Raw genomic sequence first — 23012 nt, 5'->3', positions numbered from 1 at the left:
AGAAGCAGACATGTCCGCCCCCGATGCAAAGCCAACCTGGATGCCGCACCAGCCGGCAGACCGCATCCTCTCGACGCTCAAGACCCGTGGCGCACTCGGCATTCCCGACATCGCCAAGGTGCTCAACGTCACGGTGGAGGCGGTGCGCCAGCAGATGGCCAAGCTGGAGACCGAGGGCCTGGTCGACGCCGAAAGCCGCTCCGGCGGCCGGGGCCGGCCCACGCAGATCTGGCGGCTCACCGGGGAGGGGCACAAGCGCTTTCCCGACACGCATGCCGAGATGACGGTGCAGATGATCAGCGCCGTCATCAGCGTGTTCGGACAGAAGGGCATGGACCAGCTCATCGACGCGCGCGAAGCCACCATGCGCGCCAACTACACAGAGGCCATGCGCGGGGCGCGCAGCCTCAAGGCGCGGCTGGAGCGGCTGGCCGAAATTCGCAGCCGCGAAGGCTACATGGCCGAGTTCCGGCCCGCCGAACAGGGCGAAGGCTTTCTCTTCATCGAGAACCACTGCCCCATCTGCACTGCGGCGCAGGCCTGCACGGGCTTCTGCCGCAGCGAACTGCAACTCTTCGACGAAGTGCTGGGCCCCGACGTGAGCGTCAGCCGCATCGAACATGTGCTGGCAGGCGCGCGACGATGCGCCTACCGGGTCGAACCCAAGGCGAACGCCTGAATCCGTTTTTCAACACCCAAGAAGGAAACCACGATGGAACACAAGCTCCCACCCCTGCCCTACGCACTCGACGCGCTGGCACCCGAGTATTCGAAGGAAACCCTCGAGTACCACTACGGCAAGCACCACAACGCCTACGTGGTGAACCTCAACAACCTGCAAAAGGGCACCGAGTTCGAGTCGATGACGCTCGAAGAGATCGTCAAGAAGTCCAGCGGTGGCATCTACAACAACGCCGCGCAGATCTGGAACCACACCTTCTTCTGGAATTGCATGAAGCCCCAGGGCGGCGGCGCTCCCACCGGTGCGCTGGCCAAGGCCATCGAGGCCAAGTGGGGCAGCTTCGACGCGTTCAAGGAAGCCTTCGTGAAGTCGGCCGTGGGCAACTTCGGCTCGGGCTGGACCTGGCTGGTGAAGAAGGCCGACGGCTCGGTGGACATCGTGAACACGGGCGCAGCCGGCACGCCGCTGACCACCGCCGACACCGCGCTGCTGACGGTGGACGTCTGGGAGCACGCCTACTACATCGACTACCGCAACCTGCGCCCGAAGTTCGTCGAGACCTTCCTGGCCAAGCTGGTCAACTGGGACTTCGTCGCCAAGAACTTCGGCTGATCGATCGTCCGGTCGATCAGCTGTTGATGAGGTTCAGGATGTTCCCGTCCGGGTCCTTGAACCACGCGACCTTCATGTCGCCCATGACATGGAGGTCGCCGACCAGTTGCGTGTCGGGCATGTCGTAGTGCTCGAAGCGCACGCCCCGCGACTTCAGAGCGTCCACGACGCGTTGGATGTCGCCGTCGACGGCCCAGGTCACGGCCGTCGCCTGGTTGGTGCCCGCGAACTGCGAGCGGTACACGTTGATGCGCGTGTTGCCGCTGCGATAGACGATCACTTCGTCGCCTTCCGCATCGACCTGGGACAGGCCCAGCGTGTCTTCGTAGAAGCGGCGGGCCACGGCGAGGTCTTTCACCGCGAGATTGGCCACTGCGTTGATGTTTCCGAGCATGCGAGTCTCCTTCCAGGTCCGGCGTGCCATCAAAAAGGAAGAAGGGCGCCGGGCTTGCCAAAAATACTCAACCATGCGGTGCAGTATTTGCGTCGGACGCGACCCTGTCAAGGCATCGGAAAATGGGCCCCCGCAAGTCGATACGTGCCTCATCGCGAATGAAGAAATCCTTCTTACGCGGCTTCCGGCACACTGCACCCCCGGTGCAGTGACCGCAGGCAACGGCTGCAACCCCCGATCTATTCCGACGAAGAGACAACCCATGATCCGCAGACACCTCGGCAAGCTGGCCGCCTCGATGGCCCTTTCGCTCGCACTTCCGATGGCCTTGACAGCCACCGCCCACGCACAGTCCACCGCCTACCCCGCCAAGCCCGTGCGCCTGATCGTGCCCTTCCCGCCCGGCGGCGGCACCGACATCCTGGCCCGCCTGGTGGCCCAGAAGCTCACCGAAGCCAAGCACTGGACCATGGTGCCCGACAACCGCGCGGGCGCCGGCGGCACCATCGGCATCGCCGAGGCCGCGCGCGCCGCGCCCACGGGCTACGACATCGTGATGGGCCAGAAGGACAACATGGTCGTCGCGCCCTGGCTCTACAAGAGCCTGAGCTACAACCCGGTGAAGGACCTGACCGCGGTAGCCCACGTGGCCTACACGCCGGTGGTGATCGTCACGCAGGCCAACTCCAAGTTCAAGACGCTCGACGACGTGGTGAAGGCCGCGCGCGCCGCGCCCGACACCGTCACCTACGGCTCGCCCGGCAACGGCACCACCATCCACCTGGCCGGCGAGATCTTCAACGGCGCCGCCAGGATCAAGATGCGCCACGTGCCCTACAAGGGCTCCAACGCAGCCATGATGGACGTGCTCGCGGGCAACGTCGACCTGATGGTGTCGTCGGTGCCCTCGGCCATGGCGCAGATCAAGGCCGGCAAGCTGCGTCCGCTGGCCGTCACCTCGGCCAGGCGCAGCACCTCGCTGCCCGAGACGCCCACCGTGGCCGAGCTCGGCTACAAGGACTTCGACGTGAGCACCTGGTACGGCATCTTCGTGCCTGCCGGCACGCCGAAGGACGTGGTGACCACGCTGAATGCCGAGATCAACAAGCTGCTGGCCACGCCCGACATGAAGGCGGCCATCATCGCGCAGGGTGCCGAGCCGCAGAGCATGACGCCCGAACAGTTCGGCGCGCTGCTGAAGACCGACTACGAGAAGTGGAAGGGCATCGTGCAAGCCTCGGGCGCGACAATCGAATAGGCCTGCACGCTGCAGAATGGTGTCTCCAGAACAAGTCGCACCGACGGCATGGAGACACCGATGGTTCCTTCGCTTCCCCTGAAGACGGCCGCCCTCGCGGCGGTCGTCGCCCTCGCCCAAGGCTGCGCGCAGACACCCGCTGCGCAGAAACCTTCCGACGCCACCGTCGCCGCCCACGTCGCGGCCGCCACCAAGGCCGCGGGCACCGATCTCGGGCCGCTGCTCTCGCTGTGCAAGCCCGCCCCCGCCACGCGGCCGCCGCAGGAAGAGCTCGACAAGGGCCTGCCCCTGCTCATCAACAGGCCGGCGCCGCCGCCCGCCAAGGCCTTCGACAACCTCTACTTCGTGGGCGCCGACTGGGTCAGCGCCTGGGCCATCAAGACCTCGGACGGCATCATCCTCATCGATGCGCTCAACAATCAGGTGGAAGCCGCCGCGCTGATCGAAGGCGGCATGCGCAAGCTGGGCCTGGACCCGGCGCAGATCAAGTACGTGATCGTCACGCACGGCCACGGCGACCACTACGGCGGTGCGCCGTACCTCGCGCAGAAGTACCGCGCGCGCGTGGTGATGAGCGAGCCCGACTGGACGATGACCGAGACGAAGCTCGAATTCGCCACGCCCATCTGGGGCGCGCCTCCGAAGCGGGACATCTCGGCGAAAGACGGCGACCGCGTCACGCTGGGCGACACCACCGTCACGCTCTACCTCACGCCGGGCCACACCATGGGCACGCTCTCGCCGGTGTTCGACGTGAGCGAGAACGGCCGCAGGCACCGCGCCATGCTCTGGGGCGGCACGGGCTTCAATTTCGGCAAGGATGTGCCGCGGCTGGACAGCTACATCGCGTCCACGAAGCGCATGGATTCGATCGTGAAGGCACAGAACATCGACGTGATGCTGTCGAACCACTCGAACGTCGACAGCTCGCAGGCCAAGATGGCCGCGCTGCGCCAGCAGCCCGCGGGCGCGGCGAACCCGTTCGTGATGGGCACGTCCACGGTGGAGCGCGCACTGAACGTGATGGGCGAATGCGCGCAGGCGCAGCGCGACAGGTTCGCGATGCAGTAGCAAACAGCATCCTGAGCATGTGCCGCCCCGATGGTTTCACTCCCTCTCCCCTCGGGGAGAGGGCTGGGGTGAGGGGGTAACGGCGGTAGCGAGGGTCGCGCATCTTCCTGCGCCGCTGCCCTCACCCTAACCCTCTCCCCAAGGGGAGAGGGAACAACGCCCGAGCTTCAGTCCGGCACGAACTTCCTGTTGAATATCTCCACGTCCGCCACATCCTCGAACGTCGCCACCTGCCCCATCTTCCCGTCGCTCATGCGGCAGGCCGAGAACAGGCTGTAGCGCCCCTTGAAGCCGAACTCGTTCATCACGATCAGCGCATAGGGGTGCGGCACGAACACCTGGTGCTCGAACACGATGCGGTGCACGTTGCGCGGCGAGGGAAAGAGCTTGTACTCGCCGGTGTCGATGGCCTGGGCCGTTGCCATGGGAATCTTTCGCCTTCCGCTCAGTCGGGGTCGCGCACGTCGGCCACGGGCTTCGCGCCGAAGTCCGCGCGCGCCAGGTACTTCAGCACCTTGGCGGCCGCCGAGGCGGGGCTGTCGAGCATCCCTTCGTTCTTCATCTTCTCGAAGCGCGTGCGGTCCGGGAACTTCTCGGCCGACGCGCCGCGCAGTTGCACCTGCATGTCGGTGTCGATCACGCCCGGCGCCAGCGAGACGATGCGCGCCCCGTTCGGCGCATTCGCCTCTTCCAGCGCCACGGCGCGCGAGAAATGGTCCATGCCAGCCTTCGACGCGCAGTAGGGCGCCTGGCTGCCCATGGCGTTGCGGCCCAGGCCCGAGGAAATGTTGAGCACCTTGCGCGCACCGCGCCATTCGCGCGTGGCGCCGAGGAATGCCGCCGTCAGCAGCATCGGCGCTTCGAGGCCGATGCGCAGGGCCAGCGACAGCTCGGACTCCACGGCGCGCGACAGCGGCGCGGGGTTGCCCACGGTGCCGGCGTTGTTGATGAGCGTGACGCTGTCGAAGCGCTGCGCGTCGACGGTCTTGAGCCAGGCCGAAAGGCGCTCGGCTGCGGCCACCGGGTCGGACAGGTCCTGCTCCCATTGCGTGAGCTCGGCGCCGGCGGCCTTGGCTGCCTCGGCCAGCGCGGGCGACTGCTTGCGCGAAATGCCGATCACCGTGTGGCCGGCCTGCAGCAGCTGTTCGGCCATGGCCTGGCCCAGGCCGCGCGAGGCGCCGGTGATGAGAGTGAGGTGGGAAGCGGTCATCTGTATGAGAACTCTTGGTTTGTGGAACGAAAGGAAAGCGCGAAGGTTAAAGGGAATCGCTTGTCCCTACTTGAACTGCTTCCTCAGGAAGTTGCGATGCCGCGCAATGTGCTGCATCTGCGCCGGGGCGATGGTGCCGCCCAGATCCACTTCGTCCGCGCCGTTGAGCACCGCATTGGCATTGGCCATGGCGCGCGCCACGACTTCTTCCTCGCTCACGCCGAGCTGCGCCGCAAGGTCGAGCGCCACGCGGCGCATCGCGCGCTGCGAGAGCATCCACATCGCGCCGAAGCGGTCCCAGGCAAGCGCGGCTTCCTCGGCCTTCTCGCGGTCGGCCAGGATCTCGACGAGCGGCTTGGCCAGCACCGCGTCGAGTGCCTCGATCTTCTCGGTGAGCGCCTCGTTGCGTTCGATGGCTTCCTCCAGCGTGGGGCCTGTGCTTTCGGGCTTGGCCTTGGGCGGCTCCGGAGGCGGGATGAATGCGGCCTCGGCGTTCGCGGGCACGATCTGGAGCTTGTCGGAGAGATTGGTCATGATTTTTCCGCCTGGGTTGGCGCCGGCTGGTTCTTCTTGTTCGACATCGCGGTCGCACGCAGGCCCGGCAAGTCGAGCACGCGCAGCCCACCGTACTCCACGCGGATCAGCCCCTGCGCGGACAGGCCGTTCAACGCCTCGTTCACGCGCTGGCGCGAAAGGCCGACGAGGTAGGCCAGCTCCTGCTGCGTGATTCGCAGGACTTCGCCCACGCCCGGGTACAGCACCGGGTTGAACAAGGAGACCAGGTTGCGCGCCACGCGCGCGTCGGGGTTGTTGAGCCGGTCGATCTCCAGCGCGGCGATGAACTGCCCCAGCCGTTCGTTGAGCTGGTTCATCACGAAGCGGTTGAAGCCGATGGAGTGGTCGAGCAGCCAGTGGAAGCTCTCGATCGGCAAGCCCGCGATCAGGCTGCGCCGCAGCGCCTGGATGTTGTAGCGGTAGGGCTCGCGCTTCATCACCGTGCCTTCACCGAACCAGCCGCCGGGCGGCACGCCGGTATAGGTGACGGAGCCGCCGTCGGCGTTGTCGTTGCTCATCTTCAAGAGCCCCTCGACCACGCCGAACCAGTAGGTGGGCGAGCGCCCGACCCGGCACACCAGGTCGCCGGGCTCGGCTTCGCCGACCACCAGGGCGGCTTCGGCGCGGCGCCGCTCGGCGGGCGTGAGCGTGGGCAGCCACGGAATGCCTTCCAGTTCCTGTGCATTGGCTGCGCGCACCCGGTCCCTGATGGTCGAACCGCCGAGCGCGCTGTGGGTGGGATGGCCGTGAGGCATCGGGAAACTCCGGGGAGTAGTGTCCCTAGGATTGTCGTTGGAACGACAACCGGGCGTCAAAGTGAGTCCTACGATCCGGCCACTGTGCAAACACCCGCCCCCACCTTTCCCCGTCTGCTGCTCGCGCACGCCGAGGCCCGGCCCGAAGCCCCCGCCATGCGCGAGAAGGACCTCGGCATCTGGCAAACCTGGAGCTGGAGCGCCGTGGCGCAGGAAGTGCGCGAGACCGCCTGCGGCCTCGCGAGCCTGGGCTTCAGGCCCTTCGACAACCTGGCCATCGTCGGTGCCAACCGGCCCCACCTGTACATGGCGGCGGTCGCGGCGCAGAGCCTGCGCGGCGTGCCGGTGCCGTTGTACCAGGACGCGGTGGCAGGCGAGATGGTCTTCATGCTGCAGGACGCCGGCATCGAGTTCGTGATCGTCGAAGACCAGGAGCAAGTCGACAAGCTGCTCGAATGCCGCGAGATGCAGCAGGGAAAGCAGCCCAGCATCCGCTACATCATCTACGACGACCCCAAGGGCCTGCGCCACTACGACCAGCCCGGGCTCATGAGCCACGAGCAGCTGCGCGCGCTGGGCCGCGAGTTCGACAAGGCCAACGTCGGCTACTACGACCGCGCGGTGGCCAGCGGCGAGGCCACCGACGTGGGCGTGATCCTCTACACCTCCGGCACCACCGGCCGCCCCAAGGGCGTGTGCCAGACGCACGCGAGCTTCATCGCGGCGGGCCGCGGCGGCGTGGAGACCGACAAACTCGGTCCCGGCGACAACATCATGAGTTACCTGCCGATGGCCTGGGTGGGCGACCATCTGTTCTCGGTCGCGCAGTGGCTGGTGGGCGGCTTCACGCTCAACTGCCCGGAGTCGTCGGAAACGGTGATGAACGACATGCGCGAGATCGGTCCGAGCTACTACTTCGGCCCGCCGCGCACCTTCGAAGGGCTGCTGACGGCCGTGTCGATCCGCATGGAAGACGCCGCCGCGCCCAAGCGCTGGCTGTACGCGAAGTTCATGGCGCTGGCGCAGCGCGTGGGCGCCGACATCCTCAACGGCGCGCCGGTGAGCACCGGCGACCGCCTGATGTACCGCCTGGGCGACCTGCTGATCTACGGCCCGCTGCGCAACGTGCTGGGCATGAGCCGCATCCGCGTGGCCTACACGGCGGGCGCTGCCATCGGGCCCGACCTGTTCCGCTTCTACCGCTCCATCGGCGTGAACCTGAAGCAGTTCTACGGCCAGACCGAGACCTGCGCCTACGTTTGCCTGCAGCAGGACGGCAAGGTCAAGCTGCAGACCGTGGGCACGGCCGCGCCGGGCATCGAACTGAAGATCGCCGAGGACGGCGAGGTGCTTGTGCGCGGCGTGTCGGTGCTCAAGGAGTACTACAAGCGCCCCGACGCCACGGCAGAGGTGCTGGACGCGAACGGCTACTTCCACACCGGCGACGCGGGCGTGCTCGACAGCGAGGGCCACCTGCGCATCATCGATCGCGCCAAGGATGTGGGCCGCCTCGTGGGCGGCGCGATCTTCGCGCCCAACTACATCGAGAACAAGCTCAAGTTCTTCCCGCAGATCAAGGAAGCCGTGTGCTTCGGCAACGGCCGCGACGAGGTCTGCGCCGCCATCAACATCGACTACGAGGCCGTGGGCAACTGGGCCGAGCGGCGCGGGCTCGCCTACGGCGGCTACGTCGACCTGGCCGGCAAGCCCGACGTGCTGGCGCTGGTGGCCGAGTGCATTGCCAAGGTGAACGCCGACCTCGCCGCTGAGGACGGCATGGGCGAGACGCAGATTGCGCGCTTCCTCGTGCTGCACAAGGAGCTCGACCCCGACGACGACGAGCTCACCCGCACGCGCAAGGTGCGCCGCGGCTTCATCGCCGACAAGTACGCGGTGCTGGTCGACGCGCTCTACGGCGGCAAGGCCGAGCAGTTCATCGAAACCCAGGTCAAGTTCGAGGACGGGCGCACGGGCTCGGTGAGTGCCACGCTGAAGATCGTCGACGCAAAGCGCTTTCCACTGGTCAAGGCGGCCGCATGAACGCGCACAACCACACCGAGGCCTCCATGCTTGCAACAACGACCCGAGGCGGCCGCAAGGACGGCGAGGTCATCCTCGACGTGCAGAACATCTCGCTGAGCTTCGGCGGCGTGAAGGCGCTGACGGACATCAGCTTCAACGTGCGCGAGCACGAGGTGCGGGCCATCATCGGGCCGAACGGCGCGGGCAAGAGCTCGATGCTGAACTGCATCAACGGCGTGTACTGGCCGCAGCAGGGCTCCATCACCTTCCGGGGCCAGACCTTCAAGCACATGAACTCGCGCCAGGTGGCCGAGATGGGCGTGGCGCGCACCTTCCAGAACCTGGCCCTCTTCAAGGGCATGAGCGTGCTCGACAACATCATGACGGGCCGCAACCTCAAGATGAAGAGCGGCCTGCTCGCGCAGGCACTGCGCTGGGGACCGGCCGAGCGCGAAGAGCTCGCGCACCGCGAGTTCGTCGAGCACATCATCGACTTCCTGGAAATCCAGGCGCACCGCAAGACGCCGGTGGGCCGCCTGCCCTACGGCTTGCAGAAGCGCGTCGACCTCGGCCGCGCGCTCGCGATGGAGCCGCAGGTGCTGCTGCTGGACGAGCCCATGGCCGGCATGAACGTGGAGGAGAAGCAGGACATGAGCCGCTTCATCCTCGACGTGAACGACGAGTTCGGCGCGACCATCGTGCTGATCGAGCACGACATGGGCGTGGTGATGGACATCTCCGACCGCGTGGTGGTGCTGGACTACGGCAAGAAGATCGGCGACGGCACGCCGGATGAAGTGCGCAACAACGAAGACGTGATCCGCGCCTACCTCGGCGTCGAGCACTGATCACGAAAGAACACGATGGGCTTTTTCCTCGAAACCCTCTTCGGCGGCCTCATGGTCGGCATGCTCTATTCGCTGATCGCCATCGGCTTCGTGCTGATCTACAAGGCCTCGGGCGTCTTCAACTTCGCGCAGGGCGCGATGGTGCTCTTCGCGGCGCTGGCGATGGCGCGCTTCTCGGAGTGGTTCCCGCTGTGGTTCGGCTTCCAGAACCAGATCCTCGCGAACATCCTGGCCTTCATTGCGGCCATGGCGGTGATGGTGGTGGTGGCCTGGCTGATCGAGCGGCTCGCGCTCAGCAAGCTGGTGAACCAGGAAGGCATCACGCTGCTGATGGCCACGCTGGGCATCGCCTATTTTCTCGACGGCGTGGGCCAGACGATCTTCGGCAACGACATCTACAAGATCGACGTGGGCATGCCCAAGGAACCACTGATGGTGCTCGAAGGCACCTTCCAGGGCGGGCTGCTGCTGAGCCAGGAAGACCTGATCGCCGCGCTGGTGGCGGCCGGCCTCGTGGTGGTGCTGGCCATCTTCTTCCAGAAGACGGCTACGGGCCGCGCGCTGCGCGCTGTGGCCGACGACCACCAGGCCGCGCAGTCCATCGGCATTCCGCTCAAGCGCATCTGGGTGATCGTGTGGTCGGTGGCCGGCTTCTCGGCGCTGGTGGCCGGGATCATCTGGGGATCGAAGCTGGGCGTGCAGTTCTCGCTCTCGCTGGTGGCGCTGAAGGCGCTGCCGGTGGTGATCCTGGGCGGGCTCACTTCCATTCCGGGCGCCATCATCGGCGGCCTGCTGATCGGCGTGGGCGAGAAGCTGTCTGAAATCTATCTCGGCCCCATGCTCGGTGGCGGCATCGAGATCTGGTTTGCCTATGTGCTCGCACTGGTCTTCTTGCTGGTTCGCCCGCAAGGCCTGTTCGGCGAAAAAATCATCGATCGGGTCTGAGCAATGTTCTACAGAGAAAACGGCCAGTTCAAGTCGAGCTACAGGGCCGACCAGCAGATCTTTCCGATTGCGCAGGATCGCATCGCGATGCTGGTGCTGCTGCTCGTGGCGTTCGTCGTGGTGCCGCTGGGCGTGTCCGATTACTGGATGCGCGCCATCCTCACGCCCTTCCTCATCCTGTCGCTCGCGGCGCTGGGCCTCAACATCCTGGTTGGCTATTGCGGCCAGATTTCGCTGGGCACCGGCGCCTTCATGGCGGTGGGCGCATATGCGGCCTACAACTTCCAGGTGCGCATCGACGGCATGCCGCTGATCGCATCGCTGCTGCTGGGCGGCCTGTGCGCGACGGTGATCGGCGTGCTGTTCGGCATTCCGAGCCTGCGCATCAAGGGGCTGTACCTGGCCGTGGCCACGCTGGCGGCGCAGTTCTTCACCGACTGGGCCTTCCTGCGCATCCAGTGGTTCACCAACAATTCTTCGTCGGGCTCGGTGAGCGTGGCGGGGCTCAACGTGTTCGGCGTGCCGATCGAGTCGCCGGTGCAGAAGTACCTGTTCTGCCTGCTCTTCGTGGTGGTGTTCGCGCTGCTGGCAAAGAACCTGGTGCGCAGCGCCATCGGCCGCGAGTGGATGGCGATGCGCGACATGGACGTGGCGGCCGCGGTGATCGGCATCCGCCCCGTCTACGCCAAGCTCACGGCCTTCGCGGTGAGCAGCTTCATCGTCGGCGTGGCCGGCGCGCTGTGGGGCTTCGTGCACCTGGGTGCGTGGGAGCCGGCGGCGTTCAGCATCGACCGCTCGTTCCAGCTGCTGTTCATGGTGATCATCGGCGGGCTGGGCTCGATCATGGGCAGCTTCTTCGGCGCCGCCTTCATCGTGCTGCTGCCGCTGCTGCTCAACCAACTGCCGGGCTGGCTGGGCTTCTCGATTTCCACCGCGCTGGCCTCGCACCTGGAGACCATGATCTTCGGCGCGCTGATCGTGTTCTTCCTGATCGTCGAGCCGCACGGCCTCGCGCGGCTGTGGTCCACGGCCAAGGAGAAGCTGAGGCTGTGGCCCTTCCCGCATTGACATTGACAGGTTCCCGTTAGTCAAAACCCGGCACCGAGGTGCCCACAAAGGAGACAGGCATGAAACTGAAATCGCTCGCTCTGACCGCCGCCCTGGTGGCCGGCACCCTCGGCGCCGCGCTCGCGCCATCGATGGTCAACGCGCAAGCCAAGGAACAGTTCTTTCCGCTGCTGGTGTACCGCACCGGGCCTTATGCCCCCAATGGCACGCCCTGGGCCAACGGCAAGCAGGACTACATCAAGCTGGTCAACGCCACCGGCGGCATCAATGGCGTGAAGATCTCGTATGAAGAGTGCGAGACCGGCTACGCCACCGACAAGGGCGTGGAATGCTACGAGCGCCTGAAGGGCCGCCCCGGCGTGGCGCTCTTCGACCCGCAGGCCACCGGCATCACCTTCGCGCTGACCGACAAGGTGCCCACCGACAAGATCCCGCTGATCACGCTGGGCTATGGCCTGGCCGCCTCGCAGGACGGTGGCGTCTTCAAGTGGAACTTTCCGCTGATGGGCTCTTACTGGACCGCGGCCGACATCCTGATCCAGCACATCGGGAAGAAGGAAGGCGGCATGGACAAGCTCAAGGGCAAGAAGATCGCCCTCGTCTATCACGACTCGCCCTTCGGCAAGGAACCGATCCCGCTGCTGCAGGAGCGTGCCAAGCAGAACGGCTTCGAGCTCTCGCTGATTCCGGTGACCGCGCCCGGCGTGGAGCAGAAGTCGGCCTGGCTGCAGGTGCGCCAGCAGCGCCCCGACTTCGTGCTGCTGTGGGGCTGGGGCGTGATGAACTCCACAGCCCTGAAGGAGGCCGTGGCCACCGGCTACCCGCGCGAGAAGATGTACGGCGTGTGGTGGGCCGGCGCCGAACCCGACGTGAAGGACGTGGGCGCCAATGCCAAGGGCTATCACGCGCTGGCGCTGAACACCTCGGGCACGCAGCCCAAGGTGATCCAGGACATCCTCAAGCAGGTGCACGACAAGGGCCAGGGCACCGGTCCGAAGGACGAAGTGGGCTCGGTGCTCTACACGCGCGGCGTGATCATCCAGATGCTGACCATCGAGGCCGTCAAGCGCGCGCAGGAGCGCTTCGGCAAGGGCAAGGTCATGACCGGCGAGCAGGTGCGCTGGGGCATGGAGAACCTTGCGCTAGACCAGAAGAAGCTCGACGCACTCGGCTTCTCCGGCGTGATGCGTCCGGTGAGCACCTCGTGCCAGGACCACATGGGCTCGACCTGGGCGCGCGTGCATACCTGGGACGGCGCGAAGTGGGGTGACATGTCCGACTGGTACCAGGCCGACGAGCAGATCATCAAGCCGATGGTGAAGGCGGCCGCCGACAAGTACGCGGGCGAGAAGAAGCTCACCCGCCGCGAGGCAGCCGACTGCCAATCTTGAGCTGACCCCCAGTCTTCGCGCACTTCGTGTCGCTTCGCCAACCCCCTTGCAGGGGGCAACACCTGCGGCCCGGCAAAGCCGGTTCCGCGGTGTTCCCCGAAGGGCGGCGGGCCAAGCGGGCATCCGAAAGAACGGCCTCGCGCCGGTTCTTTCGAATGCTACGGACCACACCATGAGCGAATCCAACATCCTCCTCAACGTCAACGGCATCGAGGTCATCTACAACCACGTGATCCTGGTGCTCAAGGGCGTGTCGCTCACCGTGCCCGACGGCGGCATCGTGGCGCTGCTCGGCGGCAACGGCGCGGGCAAGACGACCACGCTGCGCGCGGTGAGCAACCTGCTGGCGGGCGAGCGCGGCGCGGTCACCAAGGGCACCATCGAGCTGCGCGGCGAGCGCATCGAGGCGCTGTCGCCGGCCGAGCTGGTCAAGCGCGGGCTGATCCAGGTGATGGAAGGCCGCCACTGCTTCGCGCACCTGACCATCGAAGAGAACCTGATGACCGGCGCCTACACGCGCACCGACGGCAAGGCCGCGGTGCAGCAGACGCTGGAGAAGGTGTACGCGTATTTCCCGCGCCTGAAGACCCGGCGCAGCTCGCAGGCCGCCTACACATCCGGCGGCGAGCAGCAGATGTGCGCCATCGGCCGCGCGCTGATGGCAAACCCGACCATGGTGCTGCTGGACGAACCCTCGATGGGCCTCGCGCCGCAGATCGTGGAGGAAGTGTTCGAGATCGTGAAGGACCTCAACGCCAAGGAGCGCGTGACCTTCCTGCTGGCCGAGCAGAACACCAACATGGCGCTGCGCTACGCCGACTACGGCTACATCCTGGAGAACGGCCGCATCGTGATGGACGGCGAGGCGAAGAGCCTGCGCGAGAACGAGGACGTGAAGGAGTTCTACCTGGGCGTCGGCGGCGCGGACCGCAAGAGCTTCCGCGACGTGAAGAGCTACAAGCGGCGCAAGCGCTGGTTGGCTTGACTCTCCCTCGCCGGAGGCTGAACAGAACCGAAAGATGAAGGGTACGGACATGACCGACCACTACGACAAGCTCGAGATCCGAGACCCCGCCGAACGCGAGCGCGACCTGCTGGCCGCGCTGCCGAAGCAGATCGCGCAGGCTCAGACCGCGGCGCCCGCCTTCGCGAAGATCCTCGACGGCGTGAAGCCCGCCGACGTCACCACGCGCGAGGCGCTCGCGAAACTACCTGTCACGCGCAAATCGGAATTGCTCGAACTGCAGAAGGCACGCCGCGCGGACGACCCCTTCGGCGGCTTCTCGACGATCGTGCGCGGGCCGCGCATGCCGCGCGTGTTCGCGAGCCCCGGCACCATCTACGAACCCGAGGGCGAGGCGCGTGACTACTGGCGCACCGCGCGCGCGTTGCACGCGGCGGGTTTTCGCGGCGGCGAGCTGATCCACAACAGCTTCAGCTACCACATGACGCCCGCGGGCTCGATCATGGAAAGCGGCGCGCACGCCATGGGCTGCACCGTGTTCGCGGGCGGCACCGGCCAGACCGAGCAGCAGCTCGAAGCCATGGTCGACCTCAAGCCCGAGGGCTACGCGGGCACGCCCAGCTTCCTCAAGATCCTGCTGGAGAAGGCCGAGGAGAAGAGCGTCAAGCTGCCCTCGCTCACCAAGGCGCTGGTGTCTGGCGAGGCCTTTCCACCGAGCCTGCACGACTGGATCGCCGCGCGCGGCGTGAAGGGCACGCAGTGCTATGCCACCGCCGACCTGGGCCTCATCGCTTACGAAACCAGTGCGCGCGAGGGGCTGGTGCTCGACGAGGGCGTGCTGGTCGAGATCGTGCGCCCCGGCACCGGCGACCCGGTGCCCGACGGCGAAGTCGGCGAGATCGTCGTCACCACCTTCAACCCCGACTACCCGCTGGTGCGCTTCGGCACCGGCGACCTTTCTGCAGTGCTCGCAGGCACCTGCCCCACGGGCCGCACCAACAAGCGCATCAAGGGCTGGATGGGCCGCGCCGACCAGACCACCAAGGTGCGCGGCATGTTCGTGCACCCGTCGCAGGTGGCGGAGATCGCGCGGCGCTTTCCCGAAGTGCAGCGCGCGCGCCTCGTCGTATCGGGCGAAATGGGCGACGACAGGATGACGCTGCAGCTCGAATGCGCGGGCACTGCGCCCGAAGGGCTGGAAGCGCGCGTGAGCGCCGTGATCCGCGAAGTGACCAAGCTGCGCGGCGAGGTTGTCGTGGCGGGCGCGGGCTCGCTGCCCAACGACGGCAAGGTGATCGAGGACGCGCGCAGCTACAAGTAGCGGCGGTACAACCCGCGCGTGGTGGCGCGCATGAGCAGCACCGCGAGCACCGAATAGACCAGCACGAGCGCCAGCGCGAAGCCGACGAGGCTGCCCGCGCTGTTGAAGCCGTGCAGCCAGACCGCCAGCGCCAGCCAGGCCAGCGCGATGGCGATGCAGCCGATCTGCACCAGCGCGAAAGCCAGCACCGACGCCGCCACGGCCCTGAAAGGCCGCACCCTCGAAATCCCTGCCGTCGCTCCCAGCCAGCCGCCCCAGAAGGCCAGCGCGAAGGCTGCCAGCGGGGGCACCACCCAAGCCACCAGCAGCCCGGCGCCGTCCAGGCCTTGCGACATGGAGCTCCACCGGCTCACGGCCGCGCCGCTCCACATCTGCAGCGACGCGAACACCGATGCGCCCACAAGCGCCACCGCGCGGCGCGGCGAGGAGCCCGCCGTTACTTCATCGCCCTGCGCGTCCGAAGCATCGGCACGGCCGGCCCTCAGCGCGACCCATGCCGCAAGCCACACGCCGAGCACCAGCACGATCAGCTGGGCCACGGACTGCAGGAACATGAACACCGGCATCGCCGCGCGCATCGAGGTGTCTCCGAGCGATTCATGCAGGCGCCCGCCCGGCATGAAGAGCAGCTGCAGGTCGTAGAGCAGCGGGCTCAGCGCAAAGAAGTTCAGCAGCAGCACCACGACGTATGCCGCGCCGTAGCGGATGCGCGGCTGGGGCAGCCGTGCCAAGCTGTCCACGCCGCGCTTCTCCAGCGCATTGCGCCCGTGGCTCCAGGCCAGCGCGGCGGCGAGCACCCAGGCCATGCCGATGCTGAACACCATCGGTATCCATACGCCCGGCAGTGCATAGGCGCTGCGCAGCTGCTCGGCATTGGGCGAGTCGGGCCACAGCTGCATGGTTGTGTTGAGAAGCACCAGCACGGCATCGATGGCCACGGTGATGAGCGCGAGATCGCGCGGCAGGCGCAGTGCCTGCAATGCTTGCGGGTAGGGAGAGGTCGCCGTCATGGAGGAAATACTTTCGCCTTTCACGACGCATGGCATGGCCGGCGCGGCCACGTCATGCGGAAAAAGACGAGCGTATCGGATGACGGCAGGTGCGCCCTGTAGGTTCAGTGCGCGAGTGCGGCCTCGCCCGATTCCTCCGGTGCAGGCCCGATGTAGACCGACTGTGGACGGATCAGCCGCCCCTTCTTCACCTGCTCGCGCGCATGCGCCACCCAGCCGCTCACGCGGCCCGCCGCGAACACGCAGGTGAAGCTCTCGCGGCCGAAGCCCAGCGCTTCGAGCAGCAGCGCGGTGTAGAACTCGACGTTGGTCTCCAGCGCGCGGCCCGGCTTCTTCTCGCGCAGGATGGCGAGCGCGGCCTGCTCGGCGGCTTCGGCCAGCGCGAAGCGCGCGGCGTTCACGCTGCCCTCCTCGCCGAGCCGGCCGAGTGCGCCCTTGAGCGCATCGGCGCGCGGGTCGCGCACGCGGTAGATGCGATGGCCGAAGCCCATCAGGCGCTGGCCATCGGCCACGGCCTGCTCCAGCCAGGCACGGGCGTTGGCTGCGGTGCCGATGGCATCGAGCGCATCCAGCACCGGGCCGGGCGCGCCGCCGTGCAGCGGCCCCTTGAGCGCACTGATGCCCGCGAGCACGGCCGATGCGAGCCCCGCACCGGTCGATGCGACCACGCGAGCCGCGAAGGTCGATGCGTTGAGGCCGTGGTCGCACACGGTGACGAGGTAGGTGTCGAGCGCGGCGCTCTGCGCGGGCGTGGGTGCACGGCCATTCAGCATGCGAAGCATGTCGGCGGCGTGCGGGAGTGCCTCGTCGGGCGCGAGCGCCGGAACGCCCAGGCGCCAGCGCATCACCGCGGCGGTGTAGACGGCCGGCGCGGCCACGAGGCGCAGCGCGGTCGGCAGGTCGTCGCCATCGGGAAGCCGCGCCATCAGCGCGCGCACGGCCTCGATGGGCGGCATGCGGCGCAGCAGCGCGTCATCGTTCGGCTGCAGCAGCTCGAAGGCCTCGCGGCGCGCGCGGCCGATGGCGCGGCGCAGGGCCGAGGCGGTGGGCAGCGTGTCGAAGAAGCCTTCGAACAGCAGGCCCACCACGTCTTCATGGCGCCAGCGCTGCGCGATCTCATCGAGCTCGTGGCCACGGATCACCAGCCGGCCGGCCTCGCCGTCCACCTCGGACAGCACGGTATGCGCGGCCACCACGCCTTCGAGGCTGCCGTCGTCATCGTTGTTCATCGCTCTTTGCTCCTGGGTTGTCACGATGACATTGATTCTGGCCAGCAGGATATTGACGTCAATCTTGATCTATTCTGTCAACATGACCATGAAGAGAAGCACGCCCCTGTGGCTGCCGGCCGCCGAAGCCCTGGAGCTGATGCAGGTGCGCCCGCAGACGCTCTATGCGAGCGTGAGCCGCGGCCGCATCCGCGCCAAGCCCGATGCGGCGGACCCGCGCCGCAGCCTCTATCACCGCGACGACGTGCAACGCGTCGCGGCACGCGCGCGGGGCCGGCGCAGTATCGAGACGGTGGCGAGCGAGGCGATCCAGTGGGGCGAGCCTGTGCTGTCCTCTGCCGTATCGACAGTGGCCGACGGGCGGCTGCTTTATCGGGGTCAGGACGCTTGCGTGCTGGCGCAGCAGTCCACGCTGGAGGATGTGGCGGGGCTGCTGTGGGAAAGCGCACCGCCGCGCTTTCCTGCTTCGGCTGCATCCGCTGCTTCAGGCAACGCACCGCTGCAGGCGGGCCTGCTCGCGCTCGCGGCCCGCGCCGCCACCGACCTGCCATCGCGCGGCCGCTCTCGCAGCGTGCTTCAGGCCGAGGCCGCGAGCGCGATCGGCGCGCTGGCCGACGCGATGCTGGGCACCACGCCTGCCGCGCGCGAGATGCCGCTGCACATGCGGCTGGCCTCGGCGTGGCGCCGGCCGCGCGCCGCCGACGATTTGCGCCGCGCATTGGTGCTGCTGGCCGACCACGAGCTCAACGCATCGACCTTCGCCGCGCGCGTGACGGCCTCGACCGGCGCATCGGTGGCCGCGTGCCTGCTCACAGGCCTTTCCACATTGACCGGGCCGCTGCATGGCGGCGCATCGGCCGCGGTGCAGGCGCTGATGCGCCATGCGGCGGACGTCGGCGCCGAGGCCGCGGTACGCGAATGGCTCGCGCACGACCGGCCGCTGGCGGCTTTCGGGCATCCGCTGTACCCGGGCGGCGACGCACGCTGCGTCGCCCTGCTGGCGAACATCGAACTGCCGCCCGCCTTCGAGGAATTGCGCGGCATCGGGGAGAAGCTGCTCGGCGAGGCCGCGAACATCGACTTCGCGCTGGCCGCCCTCGCTGCCGTGCACAAGCTGCCGCCTGGCGCACCGCTCACGCTGTTCGCGCTCGCGCGCACCGTCGGTTGGACGGCGCACGTGCTGGAGCAGCAGGTCACGGGCCAGCTCATCCGCCCGCGTGCGCGCTACACCGGGCCCGCCGGGCCGCAGCAGCAGCCGGCCTGACGGACCTGAAGAGGCCCCTCGGCACGCCCCTCCGAGGTGCGCATGACGACGCGAAGCTAAGGGCTATTCGCTATAGGTCAGGCTCCGGTCAGCCCTTAAGATCGCGGCGTTTTTATTCCCCCTTTTCCGGAGACGACATGAAGAAACTGTTCGCCCTCGCGGCGATTGCCGCCGCGGCCGTCGGTGCACACGCCCAGGACTTCCCCGCGGGCAAGACCGTGACGCTGGTGGTGCCTTTCGCCGCCGGCGGCCCTACCGACCGTGTCGCGCGCGACCTGGCCGAAGCCATGCAGAAGACGCTGGGCACCACCATCGTGGTGGACAACACCGCCGGCGCGGGCAGTTCCATCGGCACCGCCAAGGTGGCGCGCGCCAACCCCGACGGCTACACCCTGCTGCTGAACCACATCGGCATGTCGACGATGCCGGCGCTCTATCGCAAGCTGCCCTTCAACGTCGAGACCGACTTCGAGTACCTGGGCATGGTCAACGAAGTGCCGATGACGCTGATCGGCAAGCCCGGCCTGCCCGCCAACAACTACAAGGAACTGACGAGCTGGATCGCGGCCAACAAGGGCAAGATCAACCTCGGCAACGCCGGCCTGGGCGCCGCCTCGCACCTGTGCGGCCTGCTGTTCCAGAGCGCGCTGAAGGTCGAGATGACGCCGGTTCCCTACAAGGGCACCGCACCGGCCATCGCCGACCTGCTGGGCGGCCAGATCGACCTGCTGTGCGACCAGACCACCAACACCACGTCGCAGATCGAAGCCAAGAAGGTCAAGGCCTATGCCGTGACCACCAGCAAGCGCCTGACCACGCCTGCGCTGAAGGATCTGCCGACGCTGGACGAATCGGGCCTCAAGGGCTTCGAAGTGACGATCTGGCACGGCGTGTACGCGCCCAAGGGCACGCCCGCGCCGGTGCTGAAGAAGCTCAACGAAGCCATCACGGCCGCGATGAAGGACCCTGGCTTCATCAAGCGTGAAGAGGCGCTGGGCGCGGTGATCACCACCGACAAGCGCACCGAGCCGGCGGAACACAAGAAGTTCGTCTCGGCCGAGATCGCGAAGTGGGGCCCGATCATCAAGGCGGCCGGCGTCTACGCCGACTGATCGACTCACCGCGACAACAAGCAGCCGCAAGGCCGCCTGAGCCCCTGGGCCAGGCGGCTTTTTCGTTATGCTGCCCGGCGTTTCTTCCTTCCACATCCCGCCCTTCCTTCTTTTTCATGCGTCTTCGCAGCGCGGCCTTTCTGGTTTTCGTGGCCCTGCTGGCGCGGGAGGGCATGGCACAGACGCAGGCCCGCATGCTGCTGTGGGTGTGGGACAGGCCCCAGCTCTTCTCCTCGCTGCCCGAAGCCACGGGCGTGGCCTACCTGCATGCCACGGTGCGCCTGAGCGGCACCGGCAGCAGCACCAGCTGGCGCCAATGGCCGCTGCGCATCGCGCCTGGCGCCGCGGTGGTGCCGGTGGTCCATGTCGCGCTCGACAACCTCTCGCCCTCTCCCCTCGACGCTGCGCAGCAGCAGGCGATCGCTGCCGCCGTCGAGCATGCGGCGAAGCAGGGCAACCGGTCGGGCTGGGTGCAGCTCGACTTCGAGGCCAGGCGCAGCCAGCGCGAGGCCTACGTTGCGCTGCTGCGGCGGCTGCAGCCGCTGCGCGCAGATGGCATACGCCTGTCGGCCACGGCACTCGCCTCGTGGTGCATGGGCGACCCGTGGCTGCCCGATGGCCTGATCGACGAGATCGTGCCGATGTACTTCCGCATGGGCGCGGAAGCCGCGCGCATCCGCCAGCGGCTGGGCACGACGGGCGCGGCCACGGTGCCGGCCTGCCGTGACGCAGCCGGGCTGATGCTCGGCGAAGAATGGCCCGCGCTGCGCGAAGTGAAGCGGCGCTATGTGTTCCATGCGGGCTCGTGGAAGAACGAAGACTTCGAAAAACTGCAGACGACCGGAAACAGGGAGACCTACAAATGAATCTTTCGAAAATGCGAGGCACAAAGCTGCTCGCCATCGCCGCATTGGCCGCATTGGCCGCCACCGCCCTGCTCGGCACCACGGCGGCGAACGCCAGTGGAGGCTACGAGCCCGAGGACCTGTTCTTCGCCGCCTCAAGGCCCGACCAGCCGGTGCGCGAGTTCGTCGAGCGGCCGGCGGGCTACTACACCGGTTATCTCGTGCCCTATCAGGTGCTCTGGTACTGGCGGCTGCACGGCCAGAGCTTCTCGCCCGACGCGGTGCGCGCCTTCACCGACCTGCTGGAGAAGCTGCCGCGCGAAGACAACAGTGCGGCCGAGACCGACGACGCCTGGATCGAATGGCGCAAGGCGCGCGACGACGCCATCGCGAAGCTCGATCCGCAATCGCCCCGCGACAGGCCCAACATGCCGCCCCCATCGCAGCAGGCGCCGAAATGGAATACCGGCACCCTGCAGGCGGACCCGAACTGCTTCTACGGCGACGCCTTCCGCAGCGCGACGAAGACGCTTTCGCAGCGCATGACACGCGCGGCGGGAGAGAAGTCCGCCGGCCCCTTCGTGCTGCACTGGCTGAAGACGCAGGACGCGGTGTTCGACACCTGCAACAAGGAGCCCGGCACCATCCCCGAGCTGCCGGCGGGCGCACCCGCATGGCTGCAGGCCGACCATGCCTACCAACTGGCGGCTCGCCACTTCTATGCCGGCGAGTTCGAAGACGCCGACGCCGCGTTCACCGCCATCGCGGCCGACAAGGCCAGCCTATGGCACGATCTCGCGGCCTACATGCGGCTGCGCGTGCTGGCGCGGCAGAACCCCGGCGACACGCCATCCGACAGCAGCGACGGCAAGAACACCAGGGAAAGCGCCGAGGCTCTCAAGCAGCAGGCCGAACTCACGCAGCAGGTCGACGCCATCGCGCTGCCGCTGCTGAAGAACCCTCGCCTGAAGGAGCTGCATCCATCGGTGCACCGGCTGGCCGAGGCACTGCGCATCCGCTACCTGCTGCCCGCCACGCGCATGCAGCGCCTGGCCGACGGCCTGAAGACCATCGGGCAGCCCGACGCGGCCGCGGCAAAGCTGCTGTTGCTGAACCACGAGTTCCGCGCTTGCGGTTTCTACGGCGGCTGCACATACATCGGCCCGGCCCAGACCTCCGAGCTGGTGCAATGGCTGAGCACCGTGCGCGGCTTCGACGGACCGGGCAGTAGCCTCGAGCCCAACGGCAAGTGGCGCGAAACGCTGAGCTGGAGCCGCTACCAGCGCACGCGCGATCTCGCCTGGCTGATGGCTGCCGCCAGCCTGGTGCCGGTGGCGGCCTCGGCCGACGACAAGCGGGAAGCCGAGCTGCAGGCCGCGCTCGCGGCCGTGCCCGAAGACCACCCCGCGCGCTTTGCCGCCACGCAGCTGCGCGCGCAGCGCATGTTCGCGCAGGGCCGCTACAAGGAGGTGCGCGAGCTCATTGCCGCCTCGGCGGATTCGCCGCTGATCGCGCGCAGCCTCTCGGGCCAGAACCTCGTGAAGGCTTTGCTGCTGCCGACCGCCGCGTCGGAAGAGGAATGGCGCCGCCTCGCGATCCGCCCCGTGGTCGCGCGCCGCGACCCGGAGGCGATGGAAGCCAAGCCGAATGCCGTGCCGCTGGCCAGCGCCTTCGACGAGGACGTGGTGCGCTTCCTCAACACGCGCGCACCGCTGGCCATGTGGCTGCGCCTGGCCGCCGAGCCGGCCCTTGCGCCCGCGCTGCGCGACAGCCTTCTCGAGACCGCCTGGACCCGCGCCGTGGTGGCCGGGGACTACGCCACGGCCCGCCGCGCGGCGCAGATGCGCATCGCCTCGCCGCCGCAGGCGGGCACGGCCAAGGGCGCCGACACGATCGCCGGCATCCGCCGTTCAGTGGCGCTGCCCGAGACCGACGGCGCCGCCTGGCGGCACCTGCTGCTGGAGCGCATGGCAAGCACCACCGAGGTGCTGACGCCACCGCACTGGCCCGCCGCCGAGGGCATCCGGCCCACGCCGCTCAAGCTCGGCGTCGGCGCCGGTTACGCCGAGCGCAACACGGTCGGCAGCTACGGCAAGTGGTGCCGTCCGTTGGGCGTGCCGACCTCCGGGCCGCAGGCGGCCACCGCCGCCGACTTCGAGATGCCCGCATTCCTGCCGCAGGAAGAACGCAGCCGGCAGGCCGCGCTGGTCGAAAAGCTGCGCACCGTGCCGCAGGACTCGATCTACTTCACGCAGGAGAGCCTGGCGCTGATGCAGCGCGCACGCACGGATCCGCTGGTGCCGCAGGCGCTGTCGGTCGCGGTGAAGATGGCGCGCTACACCTGCCAGGACAAGGCGGCGGGCGACTGGTCGCGCAAGGGGCTGCAGGCCCTGCGCACGAACTACCCGAACTCGCCGTGGACCGCCGCCACGCCGTACTGGTACGGCGGGCGCTGA

The 23012-nt window shown here is 67.7% G+C and carries 22 protein-coding genes; 15 read left to right on the top strand and 7 right to left on the bottom strand.

The window, feature by feature from the left end:
* Positions 1-10: 10 nt before the first annotated feature.
* Both AC1VNX_RS03145 and AC1VNX_RS03140 read left to right on the top strand, forming a co-directional pair.
* Positions 11-679: a helix-turn-helix transcriptional regulator gene (locus tag AC1VNX_RS03145; RefSeq protein ID WP_483155423.1), complete on the top strand. Its 669-nt coding sequence runs from the start codon at positions 11-13 to the stop codon at positions 677-679.
* A gap of 33 nt (positions 680-712) precedes the next feature.
* Positions 713-1294 carry a superoxide dismutase gene (locus AC1VNX_RS03140; protein WP_483155422.1) on the top strand — a complete coding sequence of 194 codons (582 nt, stop codon included), beginning with the start codon at positions 713-715 and terminating at the stop codon, positions 1292-1294.
* A 16-nt stretch (positions 1295-1310) separates the two neighbouring features.
* Here AC1VNX_RS03140 and AC1VNX_RS03135 read toward each other — a convergent pair whose 3' ends face one another.
* Entirely contained in the window at positions 1311-1688 is a 378-nt protein-coding gene (locus AC1VNX_RS03135) for a VOC family protein (RefSeq protein WP_483155421.1), read from the bottom strand.
* A 298-nt stretch (positions 1689-1986) separates the two neighbouring features.
* On the opposite strand from AC1VNX_RS03135, the gene AC1VNX_RS03130 reads away from it, so the two are divergent.
* Positions 1987-2946, top strand: coding sequence for a Bug family tripartite tricarboxylate transporter substrate binding protein (locus tag AC1VNX_RS03130; protein WP_483161867.1), 960 nt, complete (start codon positions 1987-1989; stop codon positions 2944-2946).
* Positions 2947-3006: 60 nt separating this feature from the next.
* Positions 3007-4017, top strand: coding sequence for an MBL fold metallo-hydrolase (locus AC1VNX_RS03125; protein WP_483155420.1), 1011 nt, complete (start codon positions 3007-3009; stop codon positions 4015-4017).
* A 167-nt stretch (positions 4018-4184) separates the two neighbouring features.
* Here the strand turns inward: AC1VNX_RS03125 and AC1VNX_RS03120 are convergent, their stop codons facing one another.
* The 4 genes from AC1VNX_RS03120 to AC1VNX_RS03105 form a co-directional block, all read right to left on the bottom strand.
* Complete coding sequence (locus AC1VNX_RS03120; protein ID WP_483155419.1) at positions 4185-4442, bottom strand: hypothetical protein; 258 nt, start codon at positions 4440-4442, stop codon at positions 4185-4187.
* A gap of 20 nt (positions 4443-4462) precedes the next feature.
* Entirely contained in the window at positions 4463-5227 is a 765-nt protein-coding gene (locus AC1VNX_RS03115) for an SDR family NAD(P)-dependent oxidoreductase (RefSeq protein ID WP_483155418.1), read from the bottom strand.
* A gap of 66 nt (positions 5228-5293) precedes the next feature.
* A complete protein-coding gene (locus tag AC1VNX_RS03110; RefSeq protein ID WP_483155417.1) occupies positions 5294-5761 on the bottom strand; it encodes a hypothetical protein in 468 nt (155 codons plus the stop codon).
* A complete protein-coding gene (locus tag AC1VNX_RS03105) occupies positions 5758-6537 on the bottom strand; it encodes a Crp/Fnr family transcriptional regulator (protein ID WP_483155416.1) in 780 nt (259 codons plus the stop codon). Before AC1VNX_RS03105 ends, AC1VNX_RS03110 begins: the two co-directional genes overlap by 4 nt.
* 84 nt (positions 6538-6621) lie before the next feature.
* Between AC1VNX_RS03105 and AC1VNX_RS03100 the strand changes: the two genes are divergently transcribed.
* The 7 genes from AC1VNX_RS03100 to AC1VNX_RS03070 all read left to right on the top strand — a co-directional run bounded on the left by AC1VNX_RS03100 (position 6622) and on the right by AC1VNX_RS03070 (position 15096).
* Positions 6622-8577 carry an AMP-dependent synthetase/ligase gene (locus AC1VNX_RS03100; protein WP_483155415.1) on the top strand — a complete coding sequence of 652 codons (1956 nt, stop codon included), beginning with the start codon at positions 6622-6624 and terminating at the stop codon, positions 8575-8577.
* The gene (locus AC1VNX_RS03095) at positions 8574-9407 is read left to right on the top strand and encodes an ABC transporter ATP-binding protein (protein WP_007830560.1); all 834 of its coding nucleotides are present in this window, start codon (positions 8574-8576) and stop codon (positions 9405-9407) included. The genes AC1VNX_RS03100 and AC1VNX_RS03095 overlap by 4 nt, the downstream gene beginning before the upstream one ends.
* A gap of 15 nt (positions 9408-9422) precedes the next feature.
* Positions 9423-10352: a branched-chain amino acid ABC transporter permease gene (locus tag AC1VNX_RS03090; RefSeq protein WP_093174205.1), complete on the top strand. Its 930-nt coding sequence runs from the start codon at positions 9423-9425 to the stop codon at positions 10350-10352.
* 3 nt (positions 10353-10355) lie between these two features.
* Complete coding sequence (locus AC1VNX_RS03085) at positions 10356-11420, top strand: branched-chain amino acid ABC transporter permease (RefSeq protein ID WP_301509732.1); 1065 nt, start codon at positions 10356-10358, stop codon at positions 11418-11420.
* A gap of 59 nt (positions 11421-11479) precedes the next feature.
* Positions 11480-12811 carry an ABC transporter substrate-binding protein gene (locus tag AC1VNX_RS03080; RefSeq protein WP_483155414.1) on the top strand — a complete coding sequence of 444 codons (1332 nt, stop codon included), beginning with the start codon at positions 11480-11482 and terminating at the stop codon, positions 12809-12811.
* Between the two features lie 172 nt (positions 12812-12983).
* A complete protein-coding gene (locus tag AC1VNX_RS03075; protein ID WP_295977433.1) occupies positions 12984-13796 on the top strand; it encodes an ABC transporter ATP-binding protein in 813 nt (270 codons plus the stop codon).
* A gap of 49 nt (positions 13797-13845) precedes the next feature.
* Positions 13846-15096 (top strand): phenylacetate--CoA ligase family protein, encoded by a 1251-nt coding sequence (locus tag AC1VNX_RS03070; protein WP_483161866.1) that lies wholly within the window; start codon positions 13846-13848, stop codon positions 15094-15096.
* Here the strand turns inward: AC1VNX_RS03070 and AC1VNX_RS03065 are convergent.
* Both AC1VNX_RS03065 and AC1VNX_RS03060 read right to left on the bottom strand, forming a co-directional pair.
* Positions 15087-16106, bottom strand: a complete 1020-nt coding sequence (locus AC1VNX_RS03065; protein ID WP_483155413.1) for a hypothetical protein — start codon at positions 16104-16106, stop codon at positions 15087-15089. The genes AC1VNX_RS03070 and AC1VNX_RS03065 overlap by 10 nt on opposite strands.
* A gap of 104 nt (positions 16107-16210) precedes the next feature.
* Complete coding sequence (locus tag AC1VNX_RS03060; RefSeq protein WP_483155412.1) at positions 16211-17335, bottom strand: citrate synthase/methylcitrate synthase; 1125 nt, start codon at positions 17333-17335, stop codon at positions 16211-16213.
* A gap of 82 nt (positions 17336-17417) precedes the next feature.
* Here AC1VNX_RS03060 and AC1VNX_RS03055 point away from each other — a divergent pair, with 82 nt between their 5' ends.
* The 4 genes from AC1VNX_RS03055 to AC1VNX_RS03040 all read left to right on the top strand — a co-directional run bounded on the left by AC1VNX_RS03055 (position 17418) and on the right by AC1VNX_RS03040 (position 23012).
* Positions 17418-18599: a citrate synthase gene (locus AC1VNX_RS03055; protein WP_483155411.1), complete on the top strand. Its 1182-nt coding sequence runs from the start codon at positions 17418-17420 to the stop codon at positions 18597-18599.
* A gap of 137 nt (positions 18600-18736) precedes the next feature.
* Complete coding sequence (locus AC1VNX_RS03050) at positions 18737-19711, top strand: tripartite tricarboxylate transporter substrate-binding protein (RefSeq protein WP_483155410.1); 975 nt, start codon at positions 18737-18739, stop codon at positions 19709-19711.
* 116 nt (positions 19712-19827) lie between these two features.
* Positions 19828-20577: a hypothetical protein gene (locus AC1VNX_RS03045; RefSeq protein ID WP_483155409.1), complete on the top strand. Its 750-nt coding sequence runs from the start codon at positions 19828-19830 to the stop codon at positions 20575-20577.
* Entirely contained in the window at positions 20574-23012 is a 2439-nt protein-coding gene (locus AC1VNX_RS03040; protein ID WP_483155408.1) for a hypothetical protein, read from the top strand. Before AC1VNX_RS03045 ends, AC1VNX_RS03040 begins: the two co-directional genes overlap by 4 nt.

Source organism: Variovorax sp. TLI9-5A (assembly GCF_056867935.1).
Note: the sequence above shows the minus strand (reverse complement) of the source record. Positions and strands in the feature narration are given on the sequence as shown.